This window comes from Actinacidiphila guanduensis (assembly GCF_900103985.1).
In the GTDB taxonomy this organism is placed as follows: domain Bacteria; phylum Actinomycetota; class Actinomycetes; order Streptomycetales; family Streptomycetaceae; genus Actinacidiphila; species Actinacidiphila guanduensis.
Genome location: NZ_FNIE01000011.1, coordinates 142319 through 165377 on the forward strand (window position 1 = coordinate 142319; position 23059 = coordinate 165377).

The window sequence follows — 23059 nt, forward strand, 5'->3', positions numbered from 1 at the left end:
TCCAGGGTTCACTCGGGGACGGGCGCTGAAGGAAGGGGGCCGGCCGTCTGCCGACGGCCTGTCCGCTCCGAGCGCGCCTCGACTGGCCGCCGGAATCCCGCGGGCAACGAGCCGGAGGCCGGGTGGTCACCAGGAGTCGCTGTGGCGCAGTGCGTCCTCCGCAAGGTCCCACAGGCGGTCGGCGTTGCCGGGGTCGAGGGCGTGCGCGGCGACGCCGTCCCCGGTGCCGTCGATCGTGACCGGTGATTCCTGGTTGTCCTCGAAGTAGCGGCCGCTGACGCCTTCCAGGAGGGGTGAGGCGGCGAGCAGGACGCTCGTGGCCGCTCCCTGCCGGGGGTCCTTGTAGTGGGGCTGGTCGATACGGTTGCCGCTCTCGTCGGCGGCTCCCATCGCTTGCAGCGTCTGCAGGTCGAGGTGGCGCTGCAGCCCGGAGGTGATCCAGCCGGGCATGAGGGCGTTGGCAGTGATGCCGTCGCCGGCCCATCTGCGGGCGATGCCCACGGCCATCAGCACGTCGGCGGTCTTGGACCGGCCGTAGGCGACCCAGCGGTCGTAGGGGGTGCGCTCGAAGTGGGGGTCGTCGAACTCGAACGGGTGCCGGCGGTGGGCGCCGGAGCTGACGGCGACGACCCGCGCCGCCCCGGCCTGCCGCAGGGCGGGCAGGAGGCCGGTGGCCAGGGCGAAGTGCCCGAGGTGGTTGGTCGCCAGTTGCATCTCCCACCCTTCGGGGCTGCGGACGAGGTGGGGCAGGGCCATGATGCCGGCATTGGCCACCAGGGCGTGCAGCGGCCCCTCCCAACTGCGGGCCAGGTCGCGGACGGTGGCGAGGTCGGCGAGGTCGAGCCGACAGGCCCGGACCTGCCCGGCCCATGCCTCCCGGCGTGCGCGGTCGATGAGCGCGGCTGCGGCCGCCGGGTCGCGGACCGCGACGGTCACCTCGGCGCCGGCCCGCGCCAGGGCGGCGGCGGTCTCGACTCCGATCCCGGACGCGCCTCCGGTCACCAGCATCCTCTTCCCCGCCAGGTCGACGCCGGCGAGTACGTCGTCAGCGGTGGCCCTCGGCCCGAACGGGGTGCTCAGCAGCTCAGGCATTGCCCGCACCCGCCGTCCGGGTCACTCGGCTCAGGTGCTCCATGATGGCGTGCATCTCCGCCGGCAGGTCACCGGGCTTGCGGGCGGTGAAGAACGGGCCGTCGTGGACCACGGCCTCGTCGACCCAGGTGCCGCCCGCCGCCGTGACCTCCTCGGCGACGCCGTACCACGAGGTCAGCCGCCGCCCCTCGGCCAGGCCCGCGCTGACCAGGACCTGCGGGCCGTGGCAGACCAGCCCGACGGGCTTGCCCGCGGTGGCGAACGCCCGCACGAAATCGAGAGCGGCGGGCAGTTCACGCAGCTCCAGCGGGGCGTGCCCGCCGGGCACGTACAGCATGAGGTAGTCGGCCGGGTCGGCAGCCGAGAGGGCGGTGGTCTGCTGGAGTTTCATCCCGCGGGCCGCGGTCAGCTCCCCACCGGACGGGGTGATCACCTCGACCTCGTACCCGGCCTCGGTGAAGCGGTAGTACGGGTAGAAGAACTCGACGTCCTCGACCACATCGGCGGTCAGCACCGCGATGCGCCCCTTGGAGGGCACAGCGGGAGGGACGGCCGCGCGGTTGTCGGCGGGACGGTCGGTGGCGGCGTCTGCCATGGCTTGCTCCTTCGTGTCTTTCCCTTGCTCTGTCCACGGTAGGCGCCTCGGATTAGACTTCCGACTATCATGAGTGTCGTTGACCATATAGATCGTCCACACAGCGCGGATCTCCTCGATACCGTCGATCCGCTCGAGGATGTTCTCGCCCTCATCGGGGCACGGGCGGAGCGCGCCGCCACACTCACCGGGCACGGCGAGTGGTCCCTGCGCTTCCCCCCGCCCGCGGGGGCGAAGTTCAACGCCGTACTCGAGGGCTCCTGCTACCTCACCTCGGACGTCCTGGAGCGCCCGCTCACCCTGCGCGCGGGCGACACGTTCCTGCTGACCAGGCCCCAGGAGTTCACCCTCTCCACCGCGCCGCACCTGCCCGCGCAGGCCGCCTCACCCCTCTTCCGCGCCACCCGCGACGACGCCGCGGTGACCGGCCCTCCCACGCAGCCGGTCACCGCCCGGCTGGTGGGCGGCAGCTTCACCTTCGGCCGGCAGGCCCGCGCCCTGCTGCTGGACGCGCTCCCGCCCGTCATCCACATGCCCGCCCACGCCGACGGCGCCTCGATGGCCCCGCATGTGCTGACCCGCATCGACCACGAGACGCGCACCCGCCGTCTGGGCGCCAACCCGGTGACCGAACACCTCGCCGTCGTGCTGCTCATCGACATGATCCGCCACCACTTGAGCGGCCACCCCGGCGGCACCGGCTGGCTCCACGGCCTGAACGACCCCGTCGTGGCCATCGGGCTCCGCGCCATCCACACCGACCCCGCGCGCCACTGGACCGTGCGGCTCCTGGCCGACACCGCCCACGTCTCCCGTTCCGCCTTCGCCACCCGCTTCAAGAGGACGGTGGGACAAGGACCTCTGGAGTACCTGACCCGCTGGCGCCTCGAACTGGGCGCCCAGCGCCTGGCGACCACCGAGCAGACCATCGCCGCCATCGCCGACTCGGTGGGATACGGCTCCGAAGCAGCCTTCTCCCTCGCCTTCAAACGCGAGCTGGGCACACCGCCCGGCACGTATCGCAGGCAGGCACACCGGTTCACGCAGGCGTGACGGCGATCCATCGGCGGCGCCGGTGTGGTCGGGCGCGGTCACGCACCTGCCTGCGCGCCCTCCGGGGCCGAGCCGTGCGCGGTGCGCGCGAGCGCGTCCCAGCGCTGCCAGCCCTCCAGGCGGCGGGCGTACTCCTCGCGCACCTCCTCCAGGCCGCCGACGCCGAACAGCACGCGCAGCGGCGGCTCCTCGGCGTCCGCCAGTTCCAGCAGGGCACGGCCGGAAGCGGCGACGTCGCCGGGCACGATGTGCGCGGCCCTGGCGAACAGCGCCTCGCGGGCGTGACCGTAGGCGTCGTCCCTGCGGGCCTGCGGGGAGGAAGCCATGAGGCCGGTGTGGAAGACGACGGGCTCGATGAGCGTCACGTGGATGTTGTACGCGGCGACTTCGGCGGCGAGCGACTGGCTCAGCGCTTCCAGGGCCCACTTGGAGGCGTGGTAGAGGCCGAGCGACGGGTAGGCGACGACGCCGCCGAGGGAGGAGACCTGCAGGATGCGGCCGCCGCCGCGCTCGCGCATACCGGGCAGGACGGCCCGGGTGGTCCACAGCGGGCCGAGGAAGTTGACGTCGAGCTGGGTCTTCGCCTGCTCGTCGGTGACCTCCTCGACCGCGCCGACCAGCATGTGGCCGGCGTTGTTGACCAGGACGTCGATCCCGCCGAAGCGCTCCTCGGTGGCGGCGACGGCCGCGCGGACGGCCGCAGCGTCGGCGACGTCGAACGCCAGGGGCAGCACGCGGTCCGCGTACTGCTCGGCGAGCGGCTGCAGGGAGGCGGCGGTGCGGGCGGTGGCGGCGACGCGGTCGCCGCGGTCCAGCACGGTGCGCGCCCACTGCGCGCCCAGGCCGCGGGAGGCGCCGGTGATGAACCATGTGCGTGAGGTCACGGGGGTGCTCCGTCGTGAGGTGGGAAGGGGCCGCTGCTGCGGCCCGCGACCCAGCCTGCGGCCGGGCGGTGCGACGAGGCAGAGCCGGCTCTTCCAGGGATCGGCGGTCCCTGCCTGGGTGTGCCTGGGCGGGTGACACTGGTCGCATGGATTCCGAGCAGCTGGCCGACTTCCTGCGCGTGCGGCGTGAGGCGCTGACCCCCGCGGAGGTCGGCCTCCGGTCGTCCACCCGCCGGCGCACGCCCGGCCTGCGCCGGGAGGAGGTGGCGGCGCGGGCCGACATCTCCACCGACTACTACGCCCGCCTGGAGCAGGCCCGTGCCCCTCAGCCCTCGCCGTCGGTGCTGCGCGGGCTGACCCGGGCGCTGCGGCTGAGCCTGGACGAACGCGACCACCTCTTCCGCCTGGCCGGCCACAGCGTCCCCGACCGGCGGTCCGCCGACGACCACGTCTCACCGGTTCTCCTGGCCCTGCTGGACCAACTGCACGAGATGCCGGCGCAGGTGATGACGGACCTGGGCGAGACGCTGGCGCAGAACGCGTCGGCAACCGCGGTCTTCGGGGACCACGAGCGGTTCACGGGGCCGCGGCGCAGCATGGTGTACCGCTGGTTCACCTCGCCGGACGCCCGGACCGCCTACCCGCCGCAGGGGTGGGCGGACGAGTCCCGGGCGCTGGTGGCGGATCTGCGGGCCGCGGTCGTGCGGCGGGGCGACGGGAAGGCGGCAGGACTGGCCGAACGCCTGCTGCGGGAGAGCCCGGAGTTCGCGGCGCTGTGGGCGGACCACGAGGTCGCGGTGCTCCACAGCCGCCGCAAGCGCATCCTCCACCCCGAGGTCGGGCTGTTGGAGCTGGACTGCCAGGCGTTGCTGGCGGAGGGGCGCTCGCAGATCCTCGCCCTGTTCGTCCCGGCCCCCGGCACCGGCACCGCCGACCGGCTCTTCCTCCTCGGAGTGCTGGGGGCGGGGAGGTGAGACGCGGGTGCGCACGCTCCGCGCACCGTCGCCGGACGAATCCGCTCCCCGCCGCCGCCCGCCCGCGGGAGGAGGAATCGGCCGGGCGCGGGTCCGCCGCGGTCCGGCGAGGGCGGCCGGGGCCGGGGTCACTGCGCCGTGAAGCCGCCGTCCACGGCGAGCGCGGCACCGTTCACGAAGGTGCTCTGATCACTGAGGAGGAACGCGGTGAAAGCGGCGACGTCCTCCTCGGAGCCCGCCCGTCCGCTCGGCACCTGCCCCAGGAACCGTTCCTCGATCTCCGGGTGGGCGGCAATCGCGGAGCGCCACAGCGGGGTGTCGACGAGGCCGGTCAGCAGCGCGTTGACCCGGACGCCCGCCTTGGCCGAGTCGAGCGCGGCGGAACGGGTCAGGCCCACCACGCCGTGCTTGGCCGCGACATACGCCGGCATGCTCGCGTCGCCGACCGTGCCGACCGTGGAGGCGTTGTTCACGATGCCCCCGCCGCCCGACGCCGCGATCGCCGGAAGCTCGTACTTCAGGCTGTAGAACACGCTGGTCAGGTTGGTCGCGATCATGGTGTCCCAGAAGGCGGAGTCCGTCCGGGCGAGGGTGCGCTGGTTGTCGCCGCCGCCGGCGTTGTTGAACGCCCCGTGCAGGGCCCCGTACTCGGTGACCGCGAAGTCGACGAGGCGGGCCACCTCGTCCTCCTTCGTGACATCCGTCCGCACGAAGCCGGCCCTGCCGCCCGCGGCGCGGATCTGTTCGACGGTCGCGTCACCGCGCGCGGCGTCGCGTGCGGCGATGACGACGGTCGCCCCCTCGGCGGCCGCCCGCCTGGCGAACGCGGCACCCATGCCGGACGTGCCGCCGGTGACGAGGACGATCTTGGATTCGAGAAGCCGGGACATGAGGAACTCCGATCGTTGCGTTTCTGCTGAGTTGCTTTTCGGGTGAGCTGCTTTTCGGGTGATGCGCACCGCCGCGGGAGGGTGCGGCTCGGCGCCGAGGACCGGCGCCGGGTTCAGAGTTCGAGGACGAGCCTGCCCCTGACGCCGCCGGCCTCCAGGGCGCGGTGGGCGTCGGCGGCCCGCTCCATCGGATAGGTGCGGGCCACCCGCAGGGTGAGGACGCCCTCCTCCACCTGCCGGGCCAGCCGGTCCAGGACGTCGTGCCGGCCGTCGTAGTCGTGGACGTACACCGAGTGGTGGGTGACCGCGTGCCGCTCGGAGCCCGGGCCGGAGGGCGGTCCGGCGGGTCCGCGGACGACCGCGACGCCTCCGCCGTCGCGTACGGCGGCCTCCAGGGTGCCGCCCATGACGGCGGCGTCGAGCAGGCCGTCGACGCCGCGGGGGAAGGCGTCGCGGAAGCGCTCCGCAACGTCGTGCCCGCGCCGCACCACGGTGTCCGCGCCCAGCGCGGCGACCAGCTTCTCGTCCGCCGGCCCCGCGTCGGCGACCACGGTGAGCCCGCCGGCCTTGGCCAGCTGGACGGCGAACCCGCCGACGCCGCCCGCCGCCCCGGTGACCGCCAGCACGCTGCCGGGGGCGAGGTCCAGCAGGTCGAGGGCCCGGCGTGCCGTCAGCGCGTTCAGCGGCAGCGCGGACGCCTCGGCGTGGCCGGCCCCGCGGGGCGCCCGCACCACGTACGCGGCGGGGAGGACGACGTGCTCGGCGTAGGCGCCGCCGGCCGGTCGCGTCGGGTTGACCAGCGCCACGACCGGGTCGCCGACCGCGAGGCCGGTCCGGCTGCCGGGGCCGATCTCGTCCACGACACCGGCCGCGTCGAGGCCCGGGACGTAGGGAGGCGGCCCCTGGAGGAGCGGGGCGGCGGCGCCGGCCCTGATCAGGGTGTCGGCCGGCGAGACCGCCGCCGCCCGGACCCTGACGCGGATCTCGCCGGGGCCCGCGTGGCGGTCCGGCAGTTCGTGCACCCGCAGGACATCGGGGCCGCCGAAACGCTGCAACGCCACGGCCTTCACGTCACACCACCTCGCCGGCCGCGTCGGCGGCAGGCCGCTGCCACAGGGGTGGGACCTGCAGGTGTCGAGGGCCCGGGGCAGGGTTCGTGGTCATGAAGCTCCTTTTAAATAATGAACGGTCATTCAAAAAAAGGCGCGGACCTCGGCCCGCAGCAGACGAAAACGTCGCTCCCGGGCCCGGGTCCGGCCCGGCGGTTCAGTTGAGGCAGCGCAGCGCGGTGTCGACCGTCGCCGTCAGGGCCGCCCGGTCGGGGCGCACCGCGCCGATCACCCGCAGCCCCTGCAGGCACATCACCAGGAACCCCGCGGTGTCGGCGGCGCTGCGGTCGCCAGCGAGCTCGCCGCTGGCCTGGGCCCGCGCGATCAGCTCCGTCAGGGACTCCTCCAGCGACTCGATCGTCACGCGCAACTGGTCCCGGACGGCCGCTTCGCGGTGGGCCCGCTCCATGGACCCGGCCACGATCAGGCACGCCTGCCGGTGCCCGTCCCGTACGACCTCGTCGACGACGCCGATCAGGATCTCGCGGACGAGGCGGCGGACCGGCATCTGCGCCGTGACCATCTCGGCCAGGGGCGCGGCGTAGCGCTCGCGGTACCGTTCGAGCGCCGCGAGGTACAGGCCCTCCTTGCTGCCGAAGGCCGCGTAGAGGGACCCGCGCCCGATGCCGGTCGCCTCGACGAGGTCCTGGATCGACGCCCCCTCGAAGCCCTTCTGGCGGAACACTCCCACAGCGGCGTCCACGACGGCCGTGGTCTCGAATTCCCTGGTCCGTGCCATACGGGCAACGGTAAGCTTATGTGGAACGTGCAGTCAAAAATATGGGCAGTGGCGCGGGTCACAGGCCCGCGCCGCAGCGAATCCGGATGGGAGGACCGGTCCGTCGCTGCGGCAGCTGACGTGTGGTGCGACTTCTCCGGGCGATACACCACGTGGGCTGGACTGACGAGCAGGTTTCCGCGACTGGGAAGTATTCGGGATCCGGATCGGGCCATCGAGAGTGGACGTGCGCCGTGGGGCGCGTCATCGATCTGGTCGGTTCGGAAGGTACGACGTGACGGGAACATCGAAGCGAGTGGTCATCACGGGCGGCTCACGGGGCATCGGGCGCGAGATCGCGCTGCGGTTTGCCGACAGCGGAGCGCGCGTGGTGGTGAATTACGCGGGCAACCGGGAGGCCGCGGACAGCACCGTGGCGGACCTGCGGGCCCGGGGAGTGAGAGCAGTGGCGGTGCAGGCCGACGTGGCTGACGAGGATGGAGTCAGGTCCGTGTTCGACACCGCGGAGCAGGAGTTCGGCGGGGTCGACGTGGTGGTCCATGCCGCCGGCGTCGTGCATCGGGCGCCCTTGGCGGATCTCGATCTGGCCGACCTGGACCGGGTGCTGCGCACCAATGTGCGGGGAACGTTCGTGGTGGACCGGGAGGCGGTGCGCAGGCTCGCAAGGGGTGGCGCGCTGATCAACTTCGCCAGCTCTGTCACCAGGTTCTCCACTCCCGGCAACTCCGTCTACACCGCGTCGAAGGCGGCGGTGGAGGCGCTCACGCTCACGCTCTCCCGGGAGTTGCGGGGGCGGGGCGTGACGGTGAACGCGGTGGCGCCCGGCTCCATCGCCACCGAGATGCTGGAGGAGTATCTCGCGGGCGACGAGGATCTGCGCAGGTCGGTGGCGGCCGGCTCGCCTCTGGGAAGGGTGGGGACGCCGGGTGATGTCGCGGAGGTGGTGCTGTTCCTGGCCGGCCCGGGCCGCTGGGTGAACGGACAGGTGGTCTATGTCAACGGGGGCGCGATCTGATCCGTCGGCGCGTCCTGCGCCGTTGCGGACCGAGCTTGGCGAGAGGAGGCACGGTATCGGCTGGGTGAGGTGCCGGTACTGCGGATGAAGGCATGGGTGAAGGCGCTCTCGGAGGAGTAGCCGAGGCTCGCGGCCAGGACAGCGACGGTGGTGTCGGTCTCACGCAGGGCCTGTTCGGCCAGGCGCATGCGCCAGTTGCGGAGGTAGGCGAGCGGGGGCATGCCGGCGGCGGCACGGAAGCGTTCGGCGAAAGTGCTGCGGGAGAGTGCGGTGGCGCGGGCGAGGTCTTCCAAGTGCCAGTTCGTGGCGGGTGACTCGTGCATGAGAGCCACAGCCGGTGCGAGTTCGCGGGTCGCCAGGACCCGGAGCCAGCCGGGCGGGAACGCGAGGGGATCGGCGAGCTGGGTGCGGAGCACCTCCACGAACAGCAGGTAGGCGTAGTGGCGCGCCGCGGCAGTGGCGCCGGGGCGCCGATCGCGAACCTCGTGGTGGAGGCGGTCGAGCAGCAAGCGTACGACGGGGGCGTGGGGGCTGCCGGCCCGGATGCGAGTGACCGGTTGGAGGACGGCCAGCAGGAGTTGCTCGCCACTGCGGTCCATCTCGACGTGGCTGCCGATCACGGTGGTAGTAGCGGGTTCCTCGCCCAAGCGGAGGAGGCGGTCGGGCCGGTCGGTGAAGAGCGGCCCTGCATCGACCGGTGCGGCGGCCGGATCACTGGCCAGAACGTCCCAGGGACGGTCGACAAGGACTGCCACCTCGCCCTCCTCCAGAAGCAGGGGCGCTTGCAGCCCTTCGGTATCGAGCCAGCACGACCCGTGGACCACTGCGGTGAGCTTTAGCCGCGCCCGTGGCTGAAGGCGCAGGGCCCAGGAGCCGGAGGCGGTGAAGGCGCCCGCTACTGCTGTGCGGGCTCCGATCAGGCTCAGCGCCTGCGACAGCGGGTCTCCCTCCGCGTCCGGCGTGGCGATCCCGGCGGGCAACGCTCAGACCAGCCGTACTTCACGGGCCAGGCTCGCGGAGTGGATCCCGCGGGAGGTCTCCCGCATGTACGCCTCCCGCATCGCGTGGGCCTTGCGGTACTCGGGGGTGGCCAGGGCCTCGCGCATGCTCTCGGCGGAGTCGAAGGCGATCCGCACGATGGCATCGATGGGCTCGTCCTCGCCGTCGCGGGCCAGGTCGTCCACGTAGAACTGCACGTATTCGCGTACCTGCGGCAGGGCGGCGTACACGGGCCCGTACTCGGTCTCCATGAAGCGGCGGAAGTCGCCGGTGGACACCTCCGGGCGTTTGCGGATCACGGTCATGAGCGTCAGCATGCCCACCTCCTGAACGCCTGTTCAATGACTTCTCTCGCGACCGTACCATGAACAGGTGTTCAATGACGGGGTGAAGAAGAGCGCCGCCCCTTCCAAGGACCGTGATCTGCGCGCCGAGCTGGTGGCGGCAGCCGTGGAGATGCTCGCGCGGCCCCAGCCGGTGGCGGTGCCGTCGCTGAGGTCGATCGCCCGCGCCTGCCAGGTCGCACCGTCGGCGGTGTACTGGCACTTCCCCTCCGAGGCGGACCTGCGGTCCGCCGTCCTCGACGCCGAGTACGCCTCCATGGTCCGGGCCGTGGAGGAGGCCCTGGACGGCGCGGCCGCGGACGAGGACCCGCTCGTGGCGGCGGGCGACGCCTACATCGACTGGGCTCTGGCCCATCCCGGCGCCTACCAGCTCCTGTTCGAGAGCGGCGACGAACTGCCGGCCACCCGCGCCCCGCACGGGCCCCGCCTGCAGACGCGCATCGTGGCGCTGGCCCGCCGCGTGGACCCGGACGCCGCGTTCCCCGCCGCCCTGCTGCTGTGGTCCGGGTGGCACGGGATCGTGTCGCTGCGGCTCCACAAGGGCGAGTGGGACTGGGGTATGACCCCCCACCAGGCCAACCGTCGGCTGGTGGCGGCGCTGGCCGCCTCCTCTGGATGACTCCTCGAACCGGCTCTGACCTGCCCATTCGATGCTTACTTTTTTGTGTGTACTTCCGGAAGCTGCAGCTTGTGCCTACGTTCGAACGCATGACGAACACGCACGAAAACTCCTTTGACCAGCGACTGCAGTACGTGGAGGACCGGATTGCGATCCAGGACCTGATGGTCCGCTACAGCCTGGGCCAGGACCTGCACGAGGACGGCGACAACGCGGTCCTGGAGCAGTGGGACCAGGTCTTCGCGCCCGGGGCCACGGTGGACTACTCGGTCACCGGCGACGCGAGGCTGAAGGACCTCGGATACCGGGACCTGGTCCAGGTGATGCGCGGGGAGAACGGGTCGATGAGCGGCCTGCTCCGGTGGCAGCACTTCCAGGGTTCCGCGGCCGTGGAGATCGACGGCGACACCGCGACCGCACGCACCCAGCACCTGCACACCCACAAGGGCGCCACCGAAGGCCGGGGCTGGAACCTGATCCAGACCGGCTTCTTCGTGGACCGCCTCCAGCGCCTGCCCGAGGGTTGGCGCATCACCCACCGCAGGCTTGAGATCCTCTGGATGGACACCTTCCCCACCACCTGAGCCCGGCCGACCGGCTCAGGCAGGCCGGCGGGGTCAGGCCGGCCGGCGGTTCCCGGGCCTAGCGGGGGCCGGGCCACGCCGGCCGACGGACACGGGGGCGCCGGACGGCGGGGGTGGGGCACGAGTCGCGGGCCCAGTCGTGCAGCGCGTCCAACGCGGTGGTCAACGCCTGTCCCGCCGGGGTGAGCTGATACTCCACGTGCGGGGGCACCTCGGGGTAGACGATGCGGCGGACCACACCGTCGGCCTCCAGCGCGCGCAGCTGCTGGATCAGCATCTTCTGCGTCACCCGAGGGATGGCCCGCTCCAACTCGGAGAACCTCCGCGGCTGCCGGACCAGGAGGTGGTGCACGATCAGCAGCTTCCACCGCCCCTCCAGAATGCCCAGGGCATGCTCGACCCGGCCGATGCTGCACCCCGGCGCGGCTCCACCGCCTGCGGCCCGTTCCGTGACGGGTTCGCTCCCCTTTTCACCAGTACCACCCATACCTGGATGCTACGCCGGGCCGGCTGCGACCCTCGGGTCCGGCCCGGCTCAGCCGCCTTGGACCTCGATGAGTTCGAGGAAATTGCCGAGGGCGGCCACCGAGAGGCCGACGTGGCGGAATCGGGCGGCGGGGAGCGGCATGGCGACGTCCAAGGTCCATGCCGCTTACTTGGTGAAGGCCGTTAACCTTGTCGGCGGACCCCACCTGCCGAGCGGCGTACCGGACAACACCACGGCGACCTGCGACGGGCCCCGGGGAGGCGCCCGCACTGGTCGCCGAGCGCGGGCCACCCACGGCTTCGCCCGGGCCGAGGCCAGCCGCCGGCCGGGGTCGACGTCGCCCGCGCCCCAAAAGCACTTCGACCGTGACGTCCTGCTCGCGGCCCTGCCCGAGCACGGCTACCGCGAGCGGTTCGCCCGGGCCGTGGCCGGCGCCGGGGGACCAGGTCGAGCAGCCGGCGACATTCGCCGCCGCTTATGTCCGCTTCGCGGCCGGGGACGCGCCCTGTTCGACGTGACCTGTTCCGCCGGCGCGGACAAGGCCGAGCACCCGGGTCTCACCACCGCCGGCAAGGATCTGCCGACCGCCCTTCTGCCAACGGCGGCCCGTCTCGCGCCGGACAGGGAGAGGGCCTACGACCTGCTGCTGCGCGTGGCCTCCGCAGCCCAGGGTATCCGTCTTCCCGCGGCAGGGGCCGTTCGGCGTCTTCGGGCAGGCGCCGGACGCCACCGCCCGACCGCGCGGCGGCCCCGCCCTGGACATCGCCGCCGGGACCGCCGGACCGTCTGCACCCCCGAACTGACCGGCGCCCGACCGTCCCCGGGCCCCGGCGCCGGGCGCGTCGGGGCCCGGGGACAGCACGCCGGTCAGGAGCCGCTGGGCGCGCTCGCCGGACTGCCCTCGGGGACGGACGGCCCGGCCGAGCTGTCCGCCGGGGCGGGCGTACGCATCACGAGGGCGGCGAGCAGCACCGCGACCGCGGTGATGCCGGCGGACGCGGCCATGGCCGTGTCGTAGCCGGAGGTCATTGCCTGGGGCAGGGCGTCGTGGGTGAGCGAGGCGGTGACGGTGGCGGCGGTGCCGGAGATGACGGCCAGGCCGAGTGCTCCGCCGGCCTGTTGGGAGGTGGTGATCAGGCCCGAGGTGACCCCGGCCCAGCGGTGGGGGACGCCGGCGGTGGCGGCTGCGTACATCGGGGCGAAGCTCATGCCGTAGCCCAGCGGCATCACCAGCAGTCCCGGCAGCACGTGGACGGCGTAGCCGCCGTGGACGGGCAGGAAGCTGACCCACAGCATTCCGGCGACGACCAGGCCCGGGCCGAGGATCAGGAAGGGCCGGAAGCCGAAGCGGCGGACCAGGCCGGCCATCCGGGTGGAGACCAGGCCCAGGACCACGGGGAAGGGCAGGAACGCCAGCCCGGTGCGGACCGCGCTGTAGTGCTCGACGTCCTGCAAATAGAGGGTGAGCAGGAAGAACATGCCCAGATTGCCCGCGAAGACCACGGCCATCATGCCGTTCGCCCCCGAGACGTTGCGGATCCTGAAGATCCCCAGGTCCACCAGCGGCTCGTCGGCGCGCCGCTCGTTGAGGACGAAGGCGGCGAGCAGGACCACGCAGGCGGCGAAGCCGGCCAGGGTCCGCGGGCCGCCCCAGCCCCACTCGGGTGCCTGACTGAAGGCGAAGACCCCGGCCATCAGCCCGGCCGTGACCAGCACCGCGCCGGGAGCGTCCGGAAGGCGCCGGCCACCCCGCAGCTCGGGACGGTGATCGGGGACGAGGCGAGGCGCGAGGGCGAGGACGGCCAGGCCGACGGGGACATTGATGAAGAAGTTCCAGCGCCAGCCGGCGTACTGGGTGAGGACACCGCCCAGAAGGAGGCCGACGGCTGCTCCGCCGGTGGAGACCATGGACCAGTAGCCCAGCGCGCGGGCGCGCTGGTGCCCGTCGGGGAAGAACACCAGGACCGTGGACAGGGCAGCGGGGGACATCACGGCGGCGGCCAGGCCCTGCAGCCCGCGCAGCACGATCAGCAGCGGCACCGAGGAGTTCACCCCGATCAGGAACGAGACGAGGGTGAAGGCCGCCATTCCCGCGAGCAGGGTACGGCGGCGGCCGAACAGGTCGGCGAGCCGCCCGCCGAGCAGCAGGAAGCCGCCGAAGGCGAGCACGTAGGCGGTGACGACCCACTGGATGGTGCTGTCGCCGAAGTCCAGGTCCCGCTTGATGACTGGCAGGGCGACATTGATGATCGCGGTGTCCAGCACCACCATGAACTGCGCGGTCGCCACCAGGGCGAACACCACCCAGGGCCCGGCGGGGCGTCCACCCCGTTTTTTCGTTGTGAGCATGACAGGTTCCTCGGTGGACGGCTTCCGGCAGCGGGGCACGGAAGGGCGGATATCAGGAATCGAGCACGGCAGACGACGGCCTGCCCGAAAGGTGCTACGGGCGGCCGGCCCGGTTCCCGGGGCGCCGCCGGAAGGTCAGCTCAGCTTCTCGCCGAGAAACCGGCCTTGAGTCTCCAGGCGGGCGGCTTCGGCGTCGTCGCCAGCCTGGACGGCACGCCAGTAGGCGACCCGGTTGTCGATGTAGCGCTTGCGGGCGGCCAGTCGCCGCATCTCCTCCTCCAGTGCCTGGCTGTGGGCGGCGAGCATCTCGATCTTCATGGCGACGGTCTCGGGCGTGTGCCCGCGCGCCGCCATCAGCGCGCGCATCTCCTCGATCGCCAGGCCTGCGGCCCGCAGGTGCGCGAGCGACTCGATGCGGGCCAGGTCGGCACGGGTGTAGGCGCGGTGGCCGCTGGAGGCGTCGCGGGCGACCGGATCGATCAGGCCGATCTTCTCGTAATACCGCAGCGTCCAGCCGCTCAGCCCGGTGATCCGGGAGACCTCCTGGACGGTCAGGACCGCATCCGTCGCGTGCTCGGCGGACCGCCGCGTTCGGGGTGCTCGTGCCTCGTTCATGATTCGAGTATCGAGAACTTGGAGCGCTCCAAGTCAAGCGCGGACTGCCGCCGCTTCGCAGAGCCACGGGTCACGTCGCTCGGCGGGCCGTCCGGCGTGCTGGGCATCCGGGAAGGATCACTCTTCGTCGTGACCCGGGACATCTGTGGGGGCGGCGCTCCGAAGGAAGGCCATCATGGTGTCGAGGGCCGCTTCGAGATGGATGATCCGGCCGGTGGACATCAGGATCACCACTCCGCCCTGGATCGCCGCCACGATCGCGGCCGCCGTCCGGCCGGCGTCCACAGCCGCGTCGATCGCGCCGGCTACCTGCATGCGCTCGATGCCCGCCCGCAGGGCGGCCTGCCACCGGTCGACGAGCTGGGCGGTGAGCTGCTGCGCCGCCGGGGTCGTCCGCCCAAGCTCGGTGACCAGCAGGCCCAGCGGGCAGTTGACGCCCTGGCGCCGGTAGCGTTCCACGACGGCGTCGCGCCAGGCGTCCCACGTCTGCCAGGTGCCCAGATCGCCGAGATGCGGCTCCTGGTCCTCCAGGACCCGGTCCGCCTCCCTCGCGGCGACGGCCAGCAGCAACTCCTCCTTCCCGCCGGGGAAGTAGTGGAAGACCTGGCTCTTGCTGGTCGCGGTGCGCCCCAGGATCCCGTCCAGCGTCGTCGCCGCCACACCCATCTCGCGGATCTCCGCGGCGGCACCTTCGATGATCCGGCGCCGGGTCGCGGCCCCCTTGGCGGTCAACATCGGAACCTCCCCAGTCTGGACTTGCCGGTCCATTTTACTGGAGGCACCGTGGACCCCGCACACGGTCCAGCAGAGAGGTGCATGTCATGCAGGCGATCCTCGTCGAGGCCCTGGGCGGCCCGGAACAACTCGTCGTCAGGGAACTCCCCACCCCCGAACCCGGGCCGGGACAGATCCGGGTCGACGTCACCGCCGCCGGCGTCAACTTCATGGACACCGGAGCCCGCCGCCTCGGCGCCGCCACCGGCCGGCTCCCTTTCACCCCCGGCGTCGAAGGCGCAGGCCGCGTCTCAGCCCTGGGCGAAGGCGTCGACGGCCTCGCCCTCGGCGACCGCGTCGCCTGGGTCTACGCCTACGGCTCCTACGCCCAGCAACTCGTCCTACCGGCCGCAGACGCCGTCCCCCTGCCCGACGACATCCCCGACTACATCGCCGCGAGCGTGATGATGCAGGGCATCACCGCCCACCACTTCACCACCGAAGCCGCCCCTGTCCACCCGGGCCAGACCACCCTCGTCCACGCCGCAGCCGGCGGACTCGGCCAAAAACTCACCCGGCTCATCAAGCACCAAGGCGGCGACGTCATCGCCCTGGTCTCCAACCAGGCCAAGGCCGACCTCGCCCGCGCCGGCGGCGCCGACCACGTCCTGGTCTCCACCGGAGAAGCTTTCGTCGACCGCGTCCTGGAACTCACCCACGGCCAAGGCGTGCACACCGTCTTCGACGGCGGCGGCGAGACCACTTTCCGAGCCTCCCTGAAGGTCGTACGACGCCACGGCACCCTGCTCTACTACGGCGCCGTCCTCGGCGCCGCACCCGTCATCAACCTGCGCGAACTCCCCCGCAGCATCAAGATCTGCTACCCCGTCTTCCGCGACCACATCCCCGACCACCAAGCACTTCTGCACCGCAGCGCCGAACTCTTCACCCTCCTGCGCAACGGCACCCTCACACCCGGAGACGGCGGCCGCACCTACCCCCTCCACGACGCGGCCCAAGCCCACCGCGACCTTGAATCCCGCGCCACCACCGGCAAACTCCTCCTCCTGCCCTGACCACCCCGCCTCGTCCGGACAACCGCCGGCCCCAGGTTCAGTCGGACCAGCACCATCCACCAGTGCTTCAGGCGACCGCGCACGGACGTCACTTGGCGGCCAGCCGGATCCAGGGGCGCGACTGCTGAGGGTCTCGCAGATGCGCGATCCAACGCGCAGACACCAGCACAGTGCTGCCCCGGCCGCTGGGTCCGTTGGCTTTCGGTGTCAGCAACAGCGTTTCCTGGCCTGGGAGCGGGACCGCCCGGCAGACGTCTCGTGGCGGTCGTGGAAGCGCCGCAAGACCGCCGAGTAGCCGCAGGACGCGAGAACACGGGACTGGGCGCCGGTCGCGCGCGCCGCTCACCTCCGCGTAAAAGGTCAAATCATGCCCGTCCGCAGGAACGTTCCGCCACGCTGTGCTCGTGATCGAAGGATCGTATCCGGGGCCGTCGGCGTCATCCTCGGCTGGACCCCTGTCCCACATCCAGAGTCGGCGCAGTGACAAGAAGGCCGAGCGGGCCACGCTCCTCGCGCAGATGCAGACCCTCGTCGCGAAGCCGTTCCAGGGTCGGAGCCGACACTCGGCCACTCGCTCGGGCAGCTGTTCGTGTCGGCGCTGCACGAGGTCATGGACCCGGACCTCCTGGAGCGGCTTCACCAGGCCAGCCACCGATTCCTTGTGGCTGGCCTCGGCGGTGGGACGTGCCCCGAGTTTGGGGGCCAGGAATGAGAATCGGCACTGCACCGTGATTGGCCCGATTTCTCCTGAGCCTGCGCGCGCATAGACACGGTTCGGCCCCTGGGCAGACGCAGCGGTCCTGCTGGTCCGTGCAGACCGGCAGGACCGCTGCGTCTTTCGTTAGCGGCACAGGACGGGCTGTTTGCGCCGCTGGGGGGTGGGATCAGGAGGCGGTGCAGGTCAGGGTCGGGGCGGTGAAAGCGCCCGAGGAGGTGGCCTGGAAACCGAAGGTGGTCGAACCCGCCGCGGGGAGCGCTCCGTTGTAGGTGAGGTTGGTCGCCGTGACCGAGGTGCCGGTCTGCTGGACGGTCGCGCTCCAGGCGCTGGTCTCCTGCTGGGCGCCCGGCCAGGTCCAGGCGACCTTCCAGCCGTGGATCGCCGAGGCGCCCGCGGTCACGGTGACGGTGGCCGTGAAGCCCGCGTCCCACTGATTGTCCACGTGCAGGCTCGCCGTGCAGCCCGCACTGCCCGTACCGCCAATCGTCCCCGAACTCGTCCCTGAACTCGTCCCTGAACTCGTTCCCGAACTGGTGCCGGACGACGTGCCGTTCGTCGTACCCGACGACGTCCCCGCGCTCGTACCCGACGACGTCCCGCTGGACGTACCGCTCGTGGTGCCCGAGGACGTGCCCGAACTCGTCCCCGAACTCGTCCCCGAGGACGTGCCGCCCGTACCGGTGCCCGTGCCGCCGAAGCCCGGGGCCTTGATCGAGGCGAGGTAGCCGTCCTTGACCGTGTCCACCGTCTGCCAGTCGTCCTTGAGGATGCCGCCGGTGTCACCCGAGTCCGGATTCCACGACCAGAAGGTCCAGCTGAAGCTGTCGCCGCCGTTGCCGGAGGTGGGCAGCATGTAGTTCACCAGCGCCTTGAGCCACTGCTGGTCGGTCGTGGACTGCAGCGTGGTGCCGAACTCCCCCACCCACACAGGGGCGATGTTCTGCTTGAACAGGTAGCCCCAGTACTTGTCCCACACGGCGGGCATGTTGGCCGGGAAGGTCGGGTCGGTGAACCAGGTCTGCTGCGCGACGCTGGTCGCGTAGTCGTGCGCCGAGTACACCACCCGGTTGGCGACGCTGAGCTGCACCGGGTACTGGCCCGCGCCCATCAGGTTGCCGCCCCACCAGCCCGAGGTGCCGTTGAAGGTCTGGATGCCCTCGACGAAGATCAGCAGGTTCGGGTTGACCGACAGCACCGCGTTGCCGGCCCGCTCGGCGGCCAGCCGCCAGTCGATCGTGGTGTCGCCGCAGCCCCAGCAGGCCGGGTCGTGCGGCTCGTTGTGCAGGTCGATGCCGACGACGGCCGGGTTGTTCGCGTACCGGGTGGCGAGTGCCTTCAGGTCGGCGATCCACGTCGACTCCGGGACGGAGCTGGTGTACCACAGCGCGGTCTGCCCGCCGGCGTCCGGCCGGTGCCGGTCGAGGATGACGCGCATCCCGATCGAGCCCGCGTAGTCCACGATCTTGTCCATCACCTGGAGGGAGGTCAGCCCCTGCAGGTCCTGGTTCATGTTGTAGAAGTTGATGCTGTTGGGCATCGTGCCGGGCTTGAGGATGTCGTCGCTGTAGGGCAGCCGGATGGTGTTGTAGCCCAGCGACTTCATCTGGTCGATCATCGACTTGTAGTCGCGCGACCAGAGGCCGTGCACGACGTCGTTCGACGTCTCGAAGCCGAACCAGTTGACACCCGCGATGCGCACCGGCTGGTTGGCGGAGTCCAGGATGTCGCGGCCGCTGGTGTGCCAGTAGCCGGTCCCGGCATTGGGGGCGGCGGCCTCGGGCGCGGCCGCGGCGCGCGCGGGCGACTGCCCGAGGAGGGCGAGCAGCGCGATCAGGGCCGCGGCGACAACCGCGGCCAGCGCCGTCCGCAGCACGCGGGACGCCCTCGGGGGGCTGGGAAAGCCCGGATTGGTGACCACGGAACGATTCCTCTCGGTGGGGGGCGGAACGCTTCCGTTCGTGTCGTGCGCGCGGGCCCCACAGGAGATGGGAGCGCTCCCACGCGCACCCTGCATAAAAGCGACGTCCCCACGGATCGTCAAGGGGTCGGACGCCTTCACGTAGTGAACGCCGCGAGTCGCTGCGGCGGGCCGACGAACACTTCCCCGACATCAGCGGCTCGCGGCACCCCGGCCCCTCTCCCGGCCCGGCCGGTTTGCCGCCCCCCGGCCCCACCCCCCTTCGTCAGCCCGCGGGGTGGGCGGTGGCATCCGGCAGGGGCTCGCCGATGGCCAGGGCGTCGGCCAGCTTCCTGGTCAAGGGCTCGGCCAGGGATGGGACATGACGGGTCGCCCAGGGGCCCACGAGAGAGAGGAAGCCGTTCAGGCTCTGATGCGCGGATCGGAGGAGGGGGAAGAGGGCGGGCGCCGGGATCTCGATGGGGGTTCCGGTGGCGGCCCGATGGGCGTCTCGGCCGTCCGGCCACAAGCGGACGGACTCGGCGGTGTGGTCGAGGCGCGGTGAGGGGTCGTGACCGAGCCAGGGCGTGGCGCCGTCGGCGATGCCGAACCACTCGCGCCAGTCCTCCAGGCCGCAGCAGCATCCCGGGGTAACGGTCACGTGCAGGCCGCCGGGGACGGTGACCGTCTCCGCTGCCAAAAGTCGGCGGACCGCGTCGTGGGCATCCGTCACGGGGCGGTCGTCGTCCCCTGCGTGCACGGCGCAGCCGACCAGGGCTGCCAGCGCGGTGCCGACTTCTTGTGCGGTCATACGGTCCGACAGGGCCATGAAGCGGTACGGAGGCAGGCCGGCCACGGGCCACAAGGAGAAGGCGGCGGTGTCGGGGGTCTCCAGGACCGGGTCCATGATCAGCACCGCGCCATTCTCGCGGCGGACGGGCCCCGTCCGCTCGGCTGTTTTCGGGGCGGCTCGCCGGGGCCGCGGGCGGACGGGGCGCCCTGTGTGCGGGTGGGTTCCGTCAGTTCTCGGGGTCGGGGTGGTACTCGCGGGCGCCCGCTGCCCGCAGGAGCGCGGCGGCATCGCCCGCCGCCAGCACCGGCTGGACCTTGCGCACGTAGGCTGCGTGGCCCCGCAGGGAGCGGCGCAGGGCGTAGAGCGAGGCGGCGCTGAAGGAGATGCCGCCCCGCCGGTCGACGAGACCCGCGGCCAGCACGAGGGGTTCGATGTCGGCGACGAGGACGATCCCCGGCTCGCGGAGGCGTACCTGGGTCTCCACCGTCAGGTCCCAAAGGTCCAGCAGGACTTCGTAGTCCAGCGCGCCATCGGTGTAGGTGGCGGACATCAGGATGCGGTCCTCGGCCGCCGGTCCCACGAGGCCGAGTTCGCGGGCGGCACCGTCGAAAGCCGTGGCGACCTCCCAGAGGAACGCCCCGGCGACCGTGCTGGTGGATCTTCGGCTCATACGACCACGACTCCCCCGGTGCGTCCCCCCACCCCACTTTCCTCCCGAGGGCCCGGGCCGCAGAAGACCCCCATCCGGCCATTCCGGCCACCGGCGACAGTCCGGGCCGGCGGCCCTGGAACAGGGAGCGCGGGCCCGGCCGGCACGCAACGCGCTTGCAGCGCCGGGCGGGCAAGAGGACCGGCTCCGGGGGACACCGTCCGTCACGGGCGCCGCCTCGCCGAGAGCCCGGGGCACCCGTCGGCAGAAAAGCCGGCTTCGGAGGGACCCCTTCTCGGTTAGGCTTACCTAAGTACCTCTCGGGTAGCGGGGGGGCGGCAGGGAGAGACGCGCGCTCGGGCGCGAGGAGGAGCGGGGAGCATGGCGGAACAGCCGCAGCGCAGGACGCGGACACCCAAGCGCGCCACCGTGGTGCGTACCGAACGGCTCACCCCGCACATGGTGCGCGTGGTCCTGGCCGTGGACCCGGCGGCCGAGCTGGCCGTCGGCGAGTTCACCGACCACTACGTCAAGCTGCTGTTCCCCGCCGAGGGTGAGCAGTTGCCCGATCCGCTGAACGTGGAGGCGCTGCGCGCGCAACTGCCGCGCGAGCGGTGGCCGCGGACGCGGACGTACACCGTGCGCTCGTACGACCCGGAGAGCCGCGAGATGGCCGTGGACTTCGTCGTGCACGGCGACGACGGCGTGGCCGGGCCCTGGGCGGCACGGGCACAGGCCGGCGAGGTGCTGCACTTCATGGGCCCCGGTGGTGGCTACGCGCCCGACCCGTCCGCCGACTGGCACCTGCTTGCCGGGGACGAGAGCGCGCTCCCGGCGGTCGCCGCTGCGGCCGAGCGGCTGCCCGCGGGGGCGCCCGCGCGGATCTACGTCGAGGTGGCCGGCCCCGCGGAGGAGCAGAAGCTCGCGACGGAGGCGGACGCCGACGTGGTCTGGCTGCACCGCGGCGAGCGGCCGGTGGGGGCCGCGCTGGCCGAGGCGGTGGCGGCGCTGGACTTCCCGGCGGGCCGGGTGCACGCCTTCGTCCACGGCGAGGCGAACGTGGTCAAGGAGCTGCGCCGCCAGCTCCGCGTCGAGCATGCGATCCCCCGCGAGCAGTTGTCCATCTCGGGCTACTGGCGCCTGGGCAAGGACGAGGACGGCTGGCAGTCCTCGAAGCGCGAGTGGAACGCCGAGGTCGAGCGCGAGCAGGAGAGCTGACGCCCACGGGAGCGCCCCCGCGCCGGGTCCCGTGACACCTCGCCCCGGCACCCGGCCGGTACGGGCCGGCCCGGCGGCGCGGCAGACGGCCCGCGGGCCGGGGCCGACGTGCGGAACCGGTGTCCGGCCACGGACGATGCGATCGGGCACCCCGTCGCCGACAGGCGAGCCCACAGCCCGCGGCCGACCGTCACCAAGCCCGTGGCCCGGGGCCGACACCCCGGGCCACGTCGCACTCCCGCTCGCTCCGCCTCAGTCCTCAGCCAGCGCCACCGGAGCCGGGACCGACGCCGACGCCGGAGTCACCGCCGGTTCCGCCTGCGGCTGCTGCTGCCGGGGCTTGCGGCGGCGGTGCTTCATGCGGCGGCAGGGCTCCTCGACCAGGTAGTAGGACGCCGTCGCCATGATGAACGTGGCCAGCAGCGTGGACGGGAAGAGCATCCGCCGCACCCCGAGGTCGGAGAGCAGGTGCATCAGCGGGTAGTGCCACAGGTAGAGCCCGTAGCTGAGGTTGCGGCCGACCCAGGCGAGCGGCACCAGCGACAGGACCCGGTTGAGCGGGGCCCGCGGCTGGAGTTCGAGCGAGGTGAGCAGCACCACCGTGAGCAGGGCGATGACGAGGAAGCCGACCGTGTAGACCGCCTTGTTCCAGGCGCTGGCGCCGGTGATCGGCACCTGCCAGACGATGAGCGCGAGCACGGCGAGCGACGGCAGCCACAGCCGTCCGGACCAGGTGCGCAGCCGCTCCCGCCAGGGGCTGCCCGCGTGGAGGCGGGCCAGCAGGATGGCGAGCACGGCGCCGGCGAGCAGCTGGTCGGCGCGGGTGTCGGGGCCGTTGTAGATGCGGTGGGCCGCACTGGCCTGCCACAGGTGGTACCGCCACAGCACCGGCAGCAGGGTGAGCACGCCCGCGCTCACCAGCACGGCGCGGCTGCTCAGCCGCCGCAGCAGGCCGAGCAGCACCGGCGGCCACAGCAGGTAGAACTGCTCCTCCACGCCGAGCGACCAGGTGTGCCCGAGCGGCGCCGTCACCCCGGAGTACGCCCCGGGCTGCATCGCGCGGACGATGTTCACCAGTGAGGCCGCGGCCAGCAGCGCCGCCGACCAGCCGTGCCGGAAGCTCTGCACGGGGGCGAAGGTGAGCACCGCGGTGAGCGCGCAGACCACCAGCAGCGCGGGCACCAGCCGCAGCCACCGCCGCCGGTAGAACTGCCGCAGCCCGATGTCACCGGTTCTCGCGAACTCCGCGATGAGCAGCCGGGTGATCACGAAGCCGCTGATCGTGTAGAAGATGTCCACGCCGATCGACCCGCCGGGCAGGATGTCGGGGTGGAAGTGGTACACGATCACCAGCATCACGGCGAAGGTCCGCAGGCCGTCGATGCCGTCCACCCGCGCGCTGCGGGACCGCACAGTCGAGGGGAAGAACGGGGCGGGACGGGCCGGTCCCACGGCGGGCCCCCGCAGGGCGGGTTCTGGTCGGTCGGTGGTGGAGGTTCGGCTGCTCACGCAGATTCGGCTTCCCGGATGTCGGCAGTTGATGGCACATACATCGGCCCACCCAACCAGCCCTCAGGTAAACAACAAATAAACCGGAACCCAACTTTCACATGACCGCCACAGCTCAGGGACAGCCCCCGCACACA

The 23059-nt window shown here is 72.1% G+C and carries 23 protein-coding genes; 7 read left to right on the top strand and 16 right to left on the bottom strand.

The genetic code is table 11. The features are described from left to right. Positions 1-126 precede the first annotated feature (126 nt). Both BLR33_RS23950 and BLR33_RS23955 read right to left on the bottom strand, forming a co-directional pair. Positions 127-1092, bottom strand: coding sequence for an SDR family NAD(P)-dependent oxidoreductase (locus BLR33_RS23950; protein ID WP_093786644.1), 966 nt, complete (start codon positions 1090-1092; stop codon positions 127-129). Continuing rightward, positions 1085-1687, bottom strand: coding sequence for a type 1 glutamine amidotransferase domain-containing protein (locus BLR33_RS23955; protein ID WP_176930426.1), 603 nt, complete (start codon positions 1685-1687; stop codon positions 1085-1087). Before BLR33_RS23955 ends, BLR33_RS23950 begins: the two co-directional genes overlap by 8 nt. Positions 1688-1756: 69 nt before the next feature. On the opposite strand from BLR33_RS23955, the gene BLR33_RS23960 reads away from it, so the two are divergent. After that, positions 1757-2740 (top strand): AraC family transcriptional regulator, encoded by a 984-nt coding sequence (locus BLR33_RS23960; protein ID WP_093786646.1) that lies wholly within the window; start codon positions 1757-1759, stop codon positions 2738-2740. A gap of 38 nt (positions 2741-2778) precedes the next feature. On the opposite strand, the gene BLR33_RS23965 is transcribed toward BLR33_RS23960, so the two are convergent. After that, on the bottom strand, positions 2779-3624 hold the full coding sequence (locus tag BLR33_RS23965; RefSeq protein ID WP_093786647.1) for an SDR family NAD(P)-dependent oxidoreductase: 846 nt from the start codon (positions 3622-3624) through the stop codon (positions 2779-2781). Between the two features lie 146 nt (positions 3625-3770). Here BLR33_RS23965 and BLR33_RS23970 point away from each other — a divergent pair, with 146 nt between their 5' ends. Then, complete coding sequence (locus BLR33_RS23970) at positions 3771-4598, top strand: helix-turn-helix transcriptional regulator (protein ID WP_093786648.1); 828 nt, start codon at positions 3771-3773, stop codon at positions 4596-4598. A gap of 128 nt (positions 4599-4726) precedes the next feature. On the opposite strand, the gene BLR33_RS23975 is transcribed toward BLR33_RS23970, so the two are convergent. The 3 genes from BLR33_RS23975 to BLR33_RS23985 form a co-directional block, all read right to left on the bottom strand. Then, the gene (locus BLR33_RS23975) at positions 4727-5488 is read right to left on the bottom strand and encodes an SDR family NAD(P)-dependent oxidoreductase (RefSeq protein WP_093786649.1); all 762 of its coding nucleotides are present in this window, start codon (positions 5486-5488) and stop codon (positions 4727-4729) included. A 113-nt stretch (positions 5489-5601) separates the two neighbouring features. Continuing rightward, positions 5602-6549: an NADP-dependent oxidoreductase gene (locus BLR33_RS23980; protein ID WP_322987188.1), complete on the bottom strand. Its 948-nt coding sequence runs from the start codon at positions 6547-6549 to the stop codon at positions 5602-5604. Between the two features lie 205 nt (positions 6550-6754). Next, positions 6755-7336, bottom strand: coding sequence for a TetR/AcrR family transcriptional regulator (locus BLR33_RS23985; protein ID WP_093786651.1), 582 nt, complete (start codon positions 7334-7336; stop codon positions 6755-6757). A 295-nt stretch (positions 7337-7631) separates the two neighbouring features. On the opposite strand from BLR33_RS23985, the gene BLR33_RS23990 reads away from it, so the two are divergent. Further along, positions 7632-8351, top strand: coding sequence for an SDR family oxidoreductase (locus BLR33_RS23990; protein ID WP_322987189.1), 720 nt, complete (start codon positions 7632-7634; stop codon positions 8349-8351). Here the strand turns inward: BLR33_RS23990 and BLR33_RS23995 are convergent. Together BLR33_RS23995 and BLR33_RS24000 are read right to left on the bottom strand one after the other, a co-directional pair. Beyond that, the gene (locus tag BLR33_RS23995) at positions 8327-9331 is read right to left on the bottom strand and encodes an AraC family transcriptional regulator (protein WP_093786653.1); all 1005 of its coding nucleotides are present in this window, start codon (positions 9329-9331) and stop codon (positions 8327-8329) included. The genes BLR33_RS23990 and BLR33_RS23995 overlap by 25 nt on opposite strands. A gap of 3 nt (positions 9332-9334) precedes the next feature. Beyond that, complete coding sequence (locus BLR33_RS24000) at positions 9335-9667, bottom strand: EthD family reductase (RefSeq protein WP_093786654.1); 333 nt, start codon at positions 9665-9667, stop codon at positions 9335-9337. Between the two features lie 55 nt (positions 9668-9722). Between BLR33_RS24000 and BLR33_RS24005 the strand changes: the two genes are divergently transcribed. Continuing rightward, entirely contained in the window at positions 9723-10313 is a 591-nt protein-coding gene (locus BLR33_RS24005; RefSeq protein WP_093786655.1) for a TetR/AcrR family transcriptional regulator, read from the top strand. Positions 10314-10402: 89 nt separating this feature from the next. Then, entirely contained in the window at positions 10403-10897 is a 495-nt protein-coding gene (locus tag BLR33_RS24010) for a nuclear transport factor 2 family protein (RefSeq protein WP_093786656.1), read from the top strand. Positions 10898-10955: 58 nt separating this feature from the next. Here BLR33_RS24010 and BLR33_RS24015 read toward each other — a convergent pair whose 3' ends face one another. From BLR33_RS24015 to BLR33_RS24035, 4 genes are all read right to left on the bottom strand, one after another. Beyond that, complete coding sequence (locus BLR33_RS24015; RefSeq protein WP_093786657.1) at positions 10956-11384, bottom strand: winged helix-turn-helix transcriptional regulator; 429 nt, start codon at positions 11382-11384, stop codon at positions 10956-10958. 867 nt (positions 11385-12251) lie between these two features. Continuing rightward, positions 12252-13733 carry an MFS transporter gene (locus BLR33_RS24025; RefSeq protein ID WP_093786658.1) on the bottom strand — a complete coding sequence of 494 codons (1482 nt, stop codon included), beginning with the start codon at positions 13731-13733 and terminating at the stop codon, positions 12252-12254. A 135-nt stretch (positions 13734-13868) separates the two neighbouring features. Next, entirely contained in the window at positions 13869-14348 is a 480-nt protein-coding gene (locus tag BLR33_RS24030; RefSeq protein ID WP_093786659.1) for a MerR family transcriptional regulator, read from the bottom strand. A 117-nt stretch (positions 14349-14465) separates the two neighbouring features. Beyond that, positions 14466-15083, bottom strand: a complete 618-nt coding sequence (locus tag BLR33_RS24035) for a TetR/AcrR family transcriptional regulator (RefSeq protein WP_093786807.1) — start codon at positions 15081-15083, stop codon at positions 14466-14468. Between the two features lie 86 nt (positions 15084-15169). Between BLR33_RS24035 and BLR33_RS24040 the strand changes: the two genes are divergently transcribed. Beyond that, a complete protein-coding gene (locus BLR33_RS24040) occupies positions 15170-16138 on the top strand; it encodes a quinone oxidoreductase family protein (RefSeq protein ID WP_093786660.1) in 969 nt (322 codons plus the stop codon). An 884-nt stretch (positions 16139-17022) separates the two neighbouring features. Here BLR33_RS24040 and BLR33_RS24045 read toward each other — a convergent pair. From BLR33_RS24045 to BLR33_RS24055, 3 genes are all read right to left on the bottom strand, one after another. After that, positions 17023-18774 (bottom strand): cellulase family glycosylhydrolase, encoded by a 1752-nt coding sequence (locus BLR33_RS24045; protein WP_245771626.1) that lies wholly within the window; start codon positions 18772-18774, stop codon positions 17023-17025. A gap of 265 nt (positions 18775-19039) precedes the next feature. Then, on the bottom strand, positions 19040-19660 hold the full coding sequence (locus BLR33_RS24050) for a hypothetical protein (RefSeq protein ID WP_245771641.1): 621 nt from the start codon (positions 19658-19660) through the stop codon (positions 19040-19042). A 112-nt stretch (positions 19661-19772) separates the two neighbouring features. Next, positions 19773-20216: a hypothetical protein gene (locus BLR33_RS24055; RefSeq protein ID WP_093786663.1), complete on the bottom strand. Its 444-nt coding sequence runs from the start codon at positions 20214-20216 to the stop codon at positions 19773-19775. Positions 20217-20576: 360 nt separating this feature from the next. On the opposite strand from BLR33_RS24055, the gene BLR33_RS24060 reads away from it, so the two are divergent. Continuing rightward, positions 20577-21413, top strand: coding sequence for a siderophore-interacting protein (locus tag BLR33_RS24060; RefSeq protein ID WP_093786664.1), 837 nt, complete (start codon positions 20577-20579; stop codon positions 21411-21413). A gap of 252 nt (positions 21414-21665) precedes the next feature. On the opposite strand, the gene BLR33_RS24065 is transcribed toward BLR33_RS24060, so the two are convergent. Beyond that, positions 21666-22922: an acyltransferase family protein gene (locus BLR33_RS24065; RefSeq protein ID WP_245771627.1), complete on the bottom strand. Its 1257-nt coding sequence runs from the start codon at positions 22920-22922 to the stop codon at positions 21666-21668. Positions 22923-23059 lie beyond the last annotated feature (137 nt).

Excerpts from the sequence above, each read along its gene's own strand:
- BLR33_RS23950 (WP_093786644.1), bottom strand. The coding sequence starts at position 1,092 with ATGCCTGAGCTGCTGAGCACCCCGTTCGGGCCGAGGGCCACCGCTGAC.
- BLR33_RS23955 (WP_176930426.1), bottom strand. The coding sequence starts at position 1,687 with ATGGCAGACGCCGCCACCGACCGTCCCGCCGACAACCGCGCGGCCGTC.
- BLR33_RS23960 (WP_093786646.1), top strand. The coding sequence starts at position 1,757 with ATGAGTGTCGTTGACCATATAGATCGTCCACACAGCGCGGATCTCCTC.
- BLR33_RS23970 (WP_093786648.1), top strand. The coding sequence starts at position 3,771 with ATGGATTCCGAGCAGCTGGCCGACTTCCTGCGCGTGCGGCGTGAGGCG.
- BLR33_RS23975 (WP_093786649.1), bottom strand. The coding sequence starts at position 5,488 with ATGTCCCGGCTTCTCGAATCCAAGATCGTCCTCGTCACCGGCGGCACG.
- BLR33_RS23985 (WP_093786651.1), bottom strand. The coding sequence starts at position 7,336 with ATGGCACGGACCAGGGAATTCGAGACCACGGCCGTCGTGGACGCCGCT.
- BLR33_RS24000 (WP_093786654.1), bottom strand. The coding sequence starts at position 9,667 with ATGCTGACGCTCATGACCGTGATCCGCAAACGCCCGGAGGTGTCCACC.
- BLR33_RS24010 (WP_093786656.1), top strand. The coding sequence starts at position 10,403 with ATGACGAACACGCACGAAAACTCCTTTGACCAGCGACTGCAGTACGTG.
- BLR33_RS24015 (WP_093786657.1), bottom strand. The coding sequence starts at position 11,384 with ATGGGTGGTACTGGTGAAAAGGGGAGCGAACCCGTCACGGAACGGGCC.
- BLR33_RS24025 (WP_093786658.1), bottom strand. The coding sequence starts at position 13,733 with ATGCTCACAACGAAAAAACGGGGTGGACGCCCCGCCGGGCCCTGGGTG.
- BLR33_RS24030 (WP_093786659.1), bottom strand. The coding sequence starts at position 14,348 with ATGAACGAGGCACGAGCACCCCGAACGCGGCGGTCCGCCGAGCACGCG.
- BLR33_RS24035 (WP_093786807.1), bottom strand. The coding sequence starts at position 15,083 with ATGTTGACCGCCAAGGGGGCCGCGACCCGGCGCCGGATCATCGAAGGT.
- BLR33_RS24040 (WP_093786660.1), top strand. The coding sequence starts at position 15,170 with ATGCAGGCGATCCTCGTCGAGGCCCTGGGCGGCCCGGAACAACTCGTC.
- BLR33_RS24050 (WP_245771641.1), bottom strand. The coding sequence starts at position 19,660 with ATGGACCCGGTCCTGGAGACCCCCGACACCGCCGCCTTCTCCTTGTGG.
- BLR33_RS24055 (WP_093786663.1), bottom strand. The coding sequence starts at position 20,216 with ATGAGCCGAAGATCCACCAGCACGGTCGCCGGGGCGTTCCTCTGGGAG.
- BLR33_RS24060 (WP_093786664.1), top strand. The coding sequence starts at position 20,577 with ATGGCGGAACAGCCGCAGCGCAGGACGCGGACACCCAAGCGCGCCACC.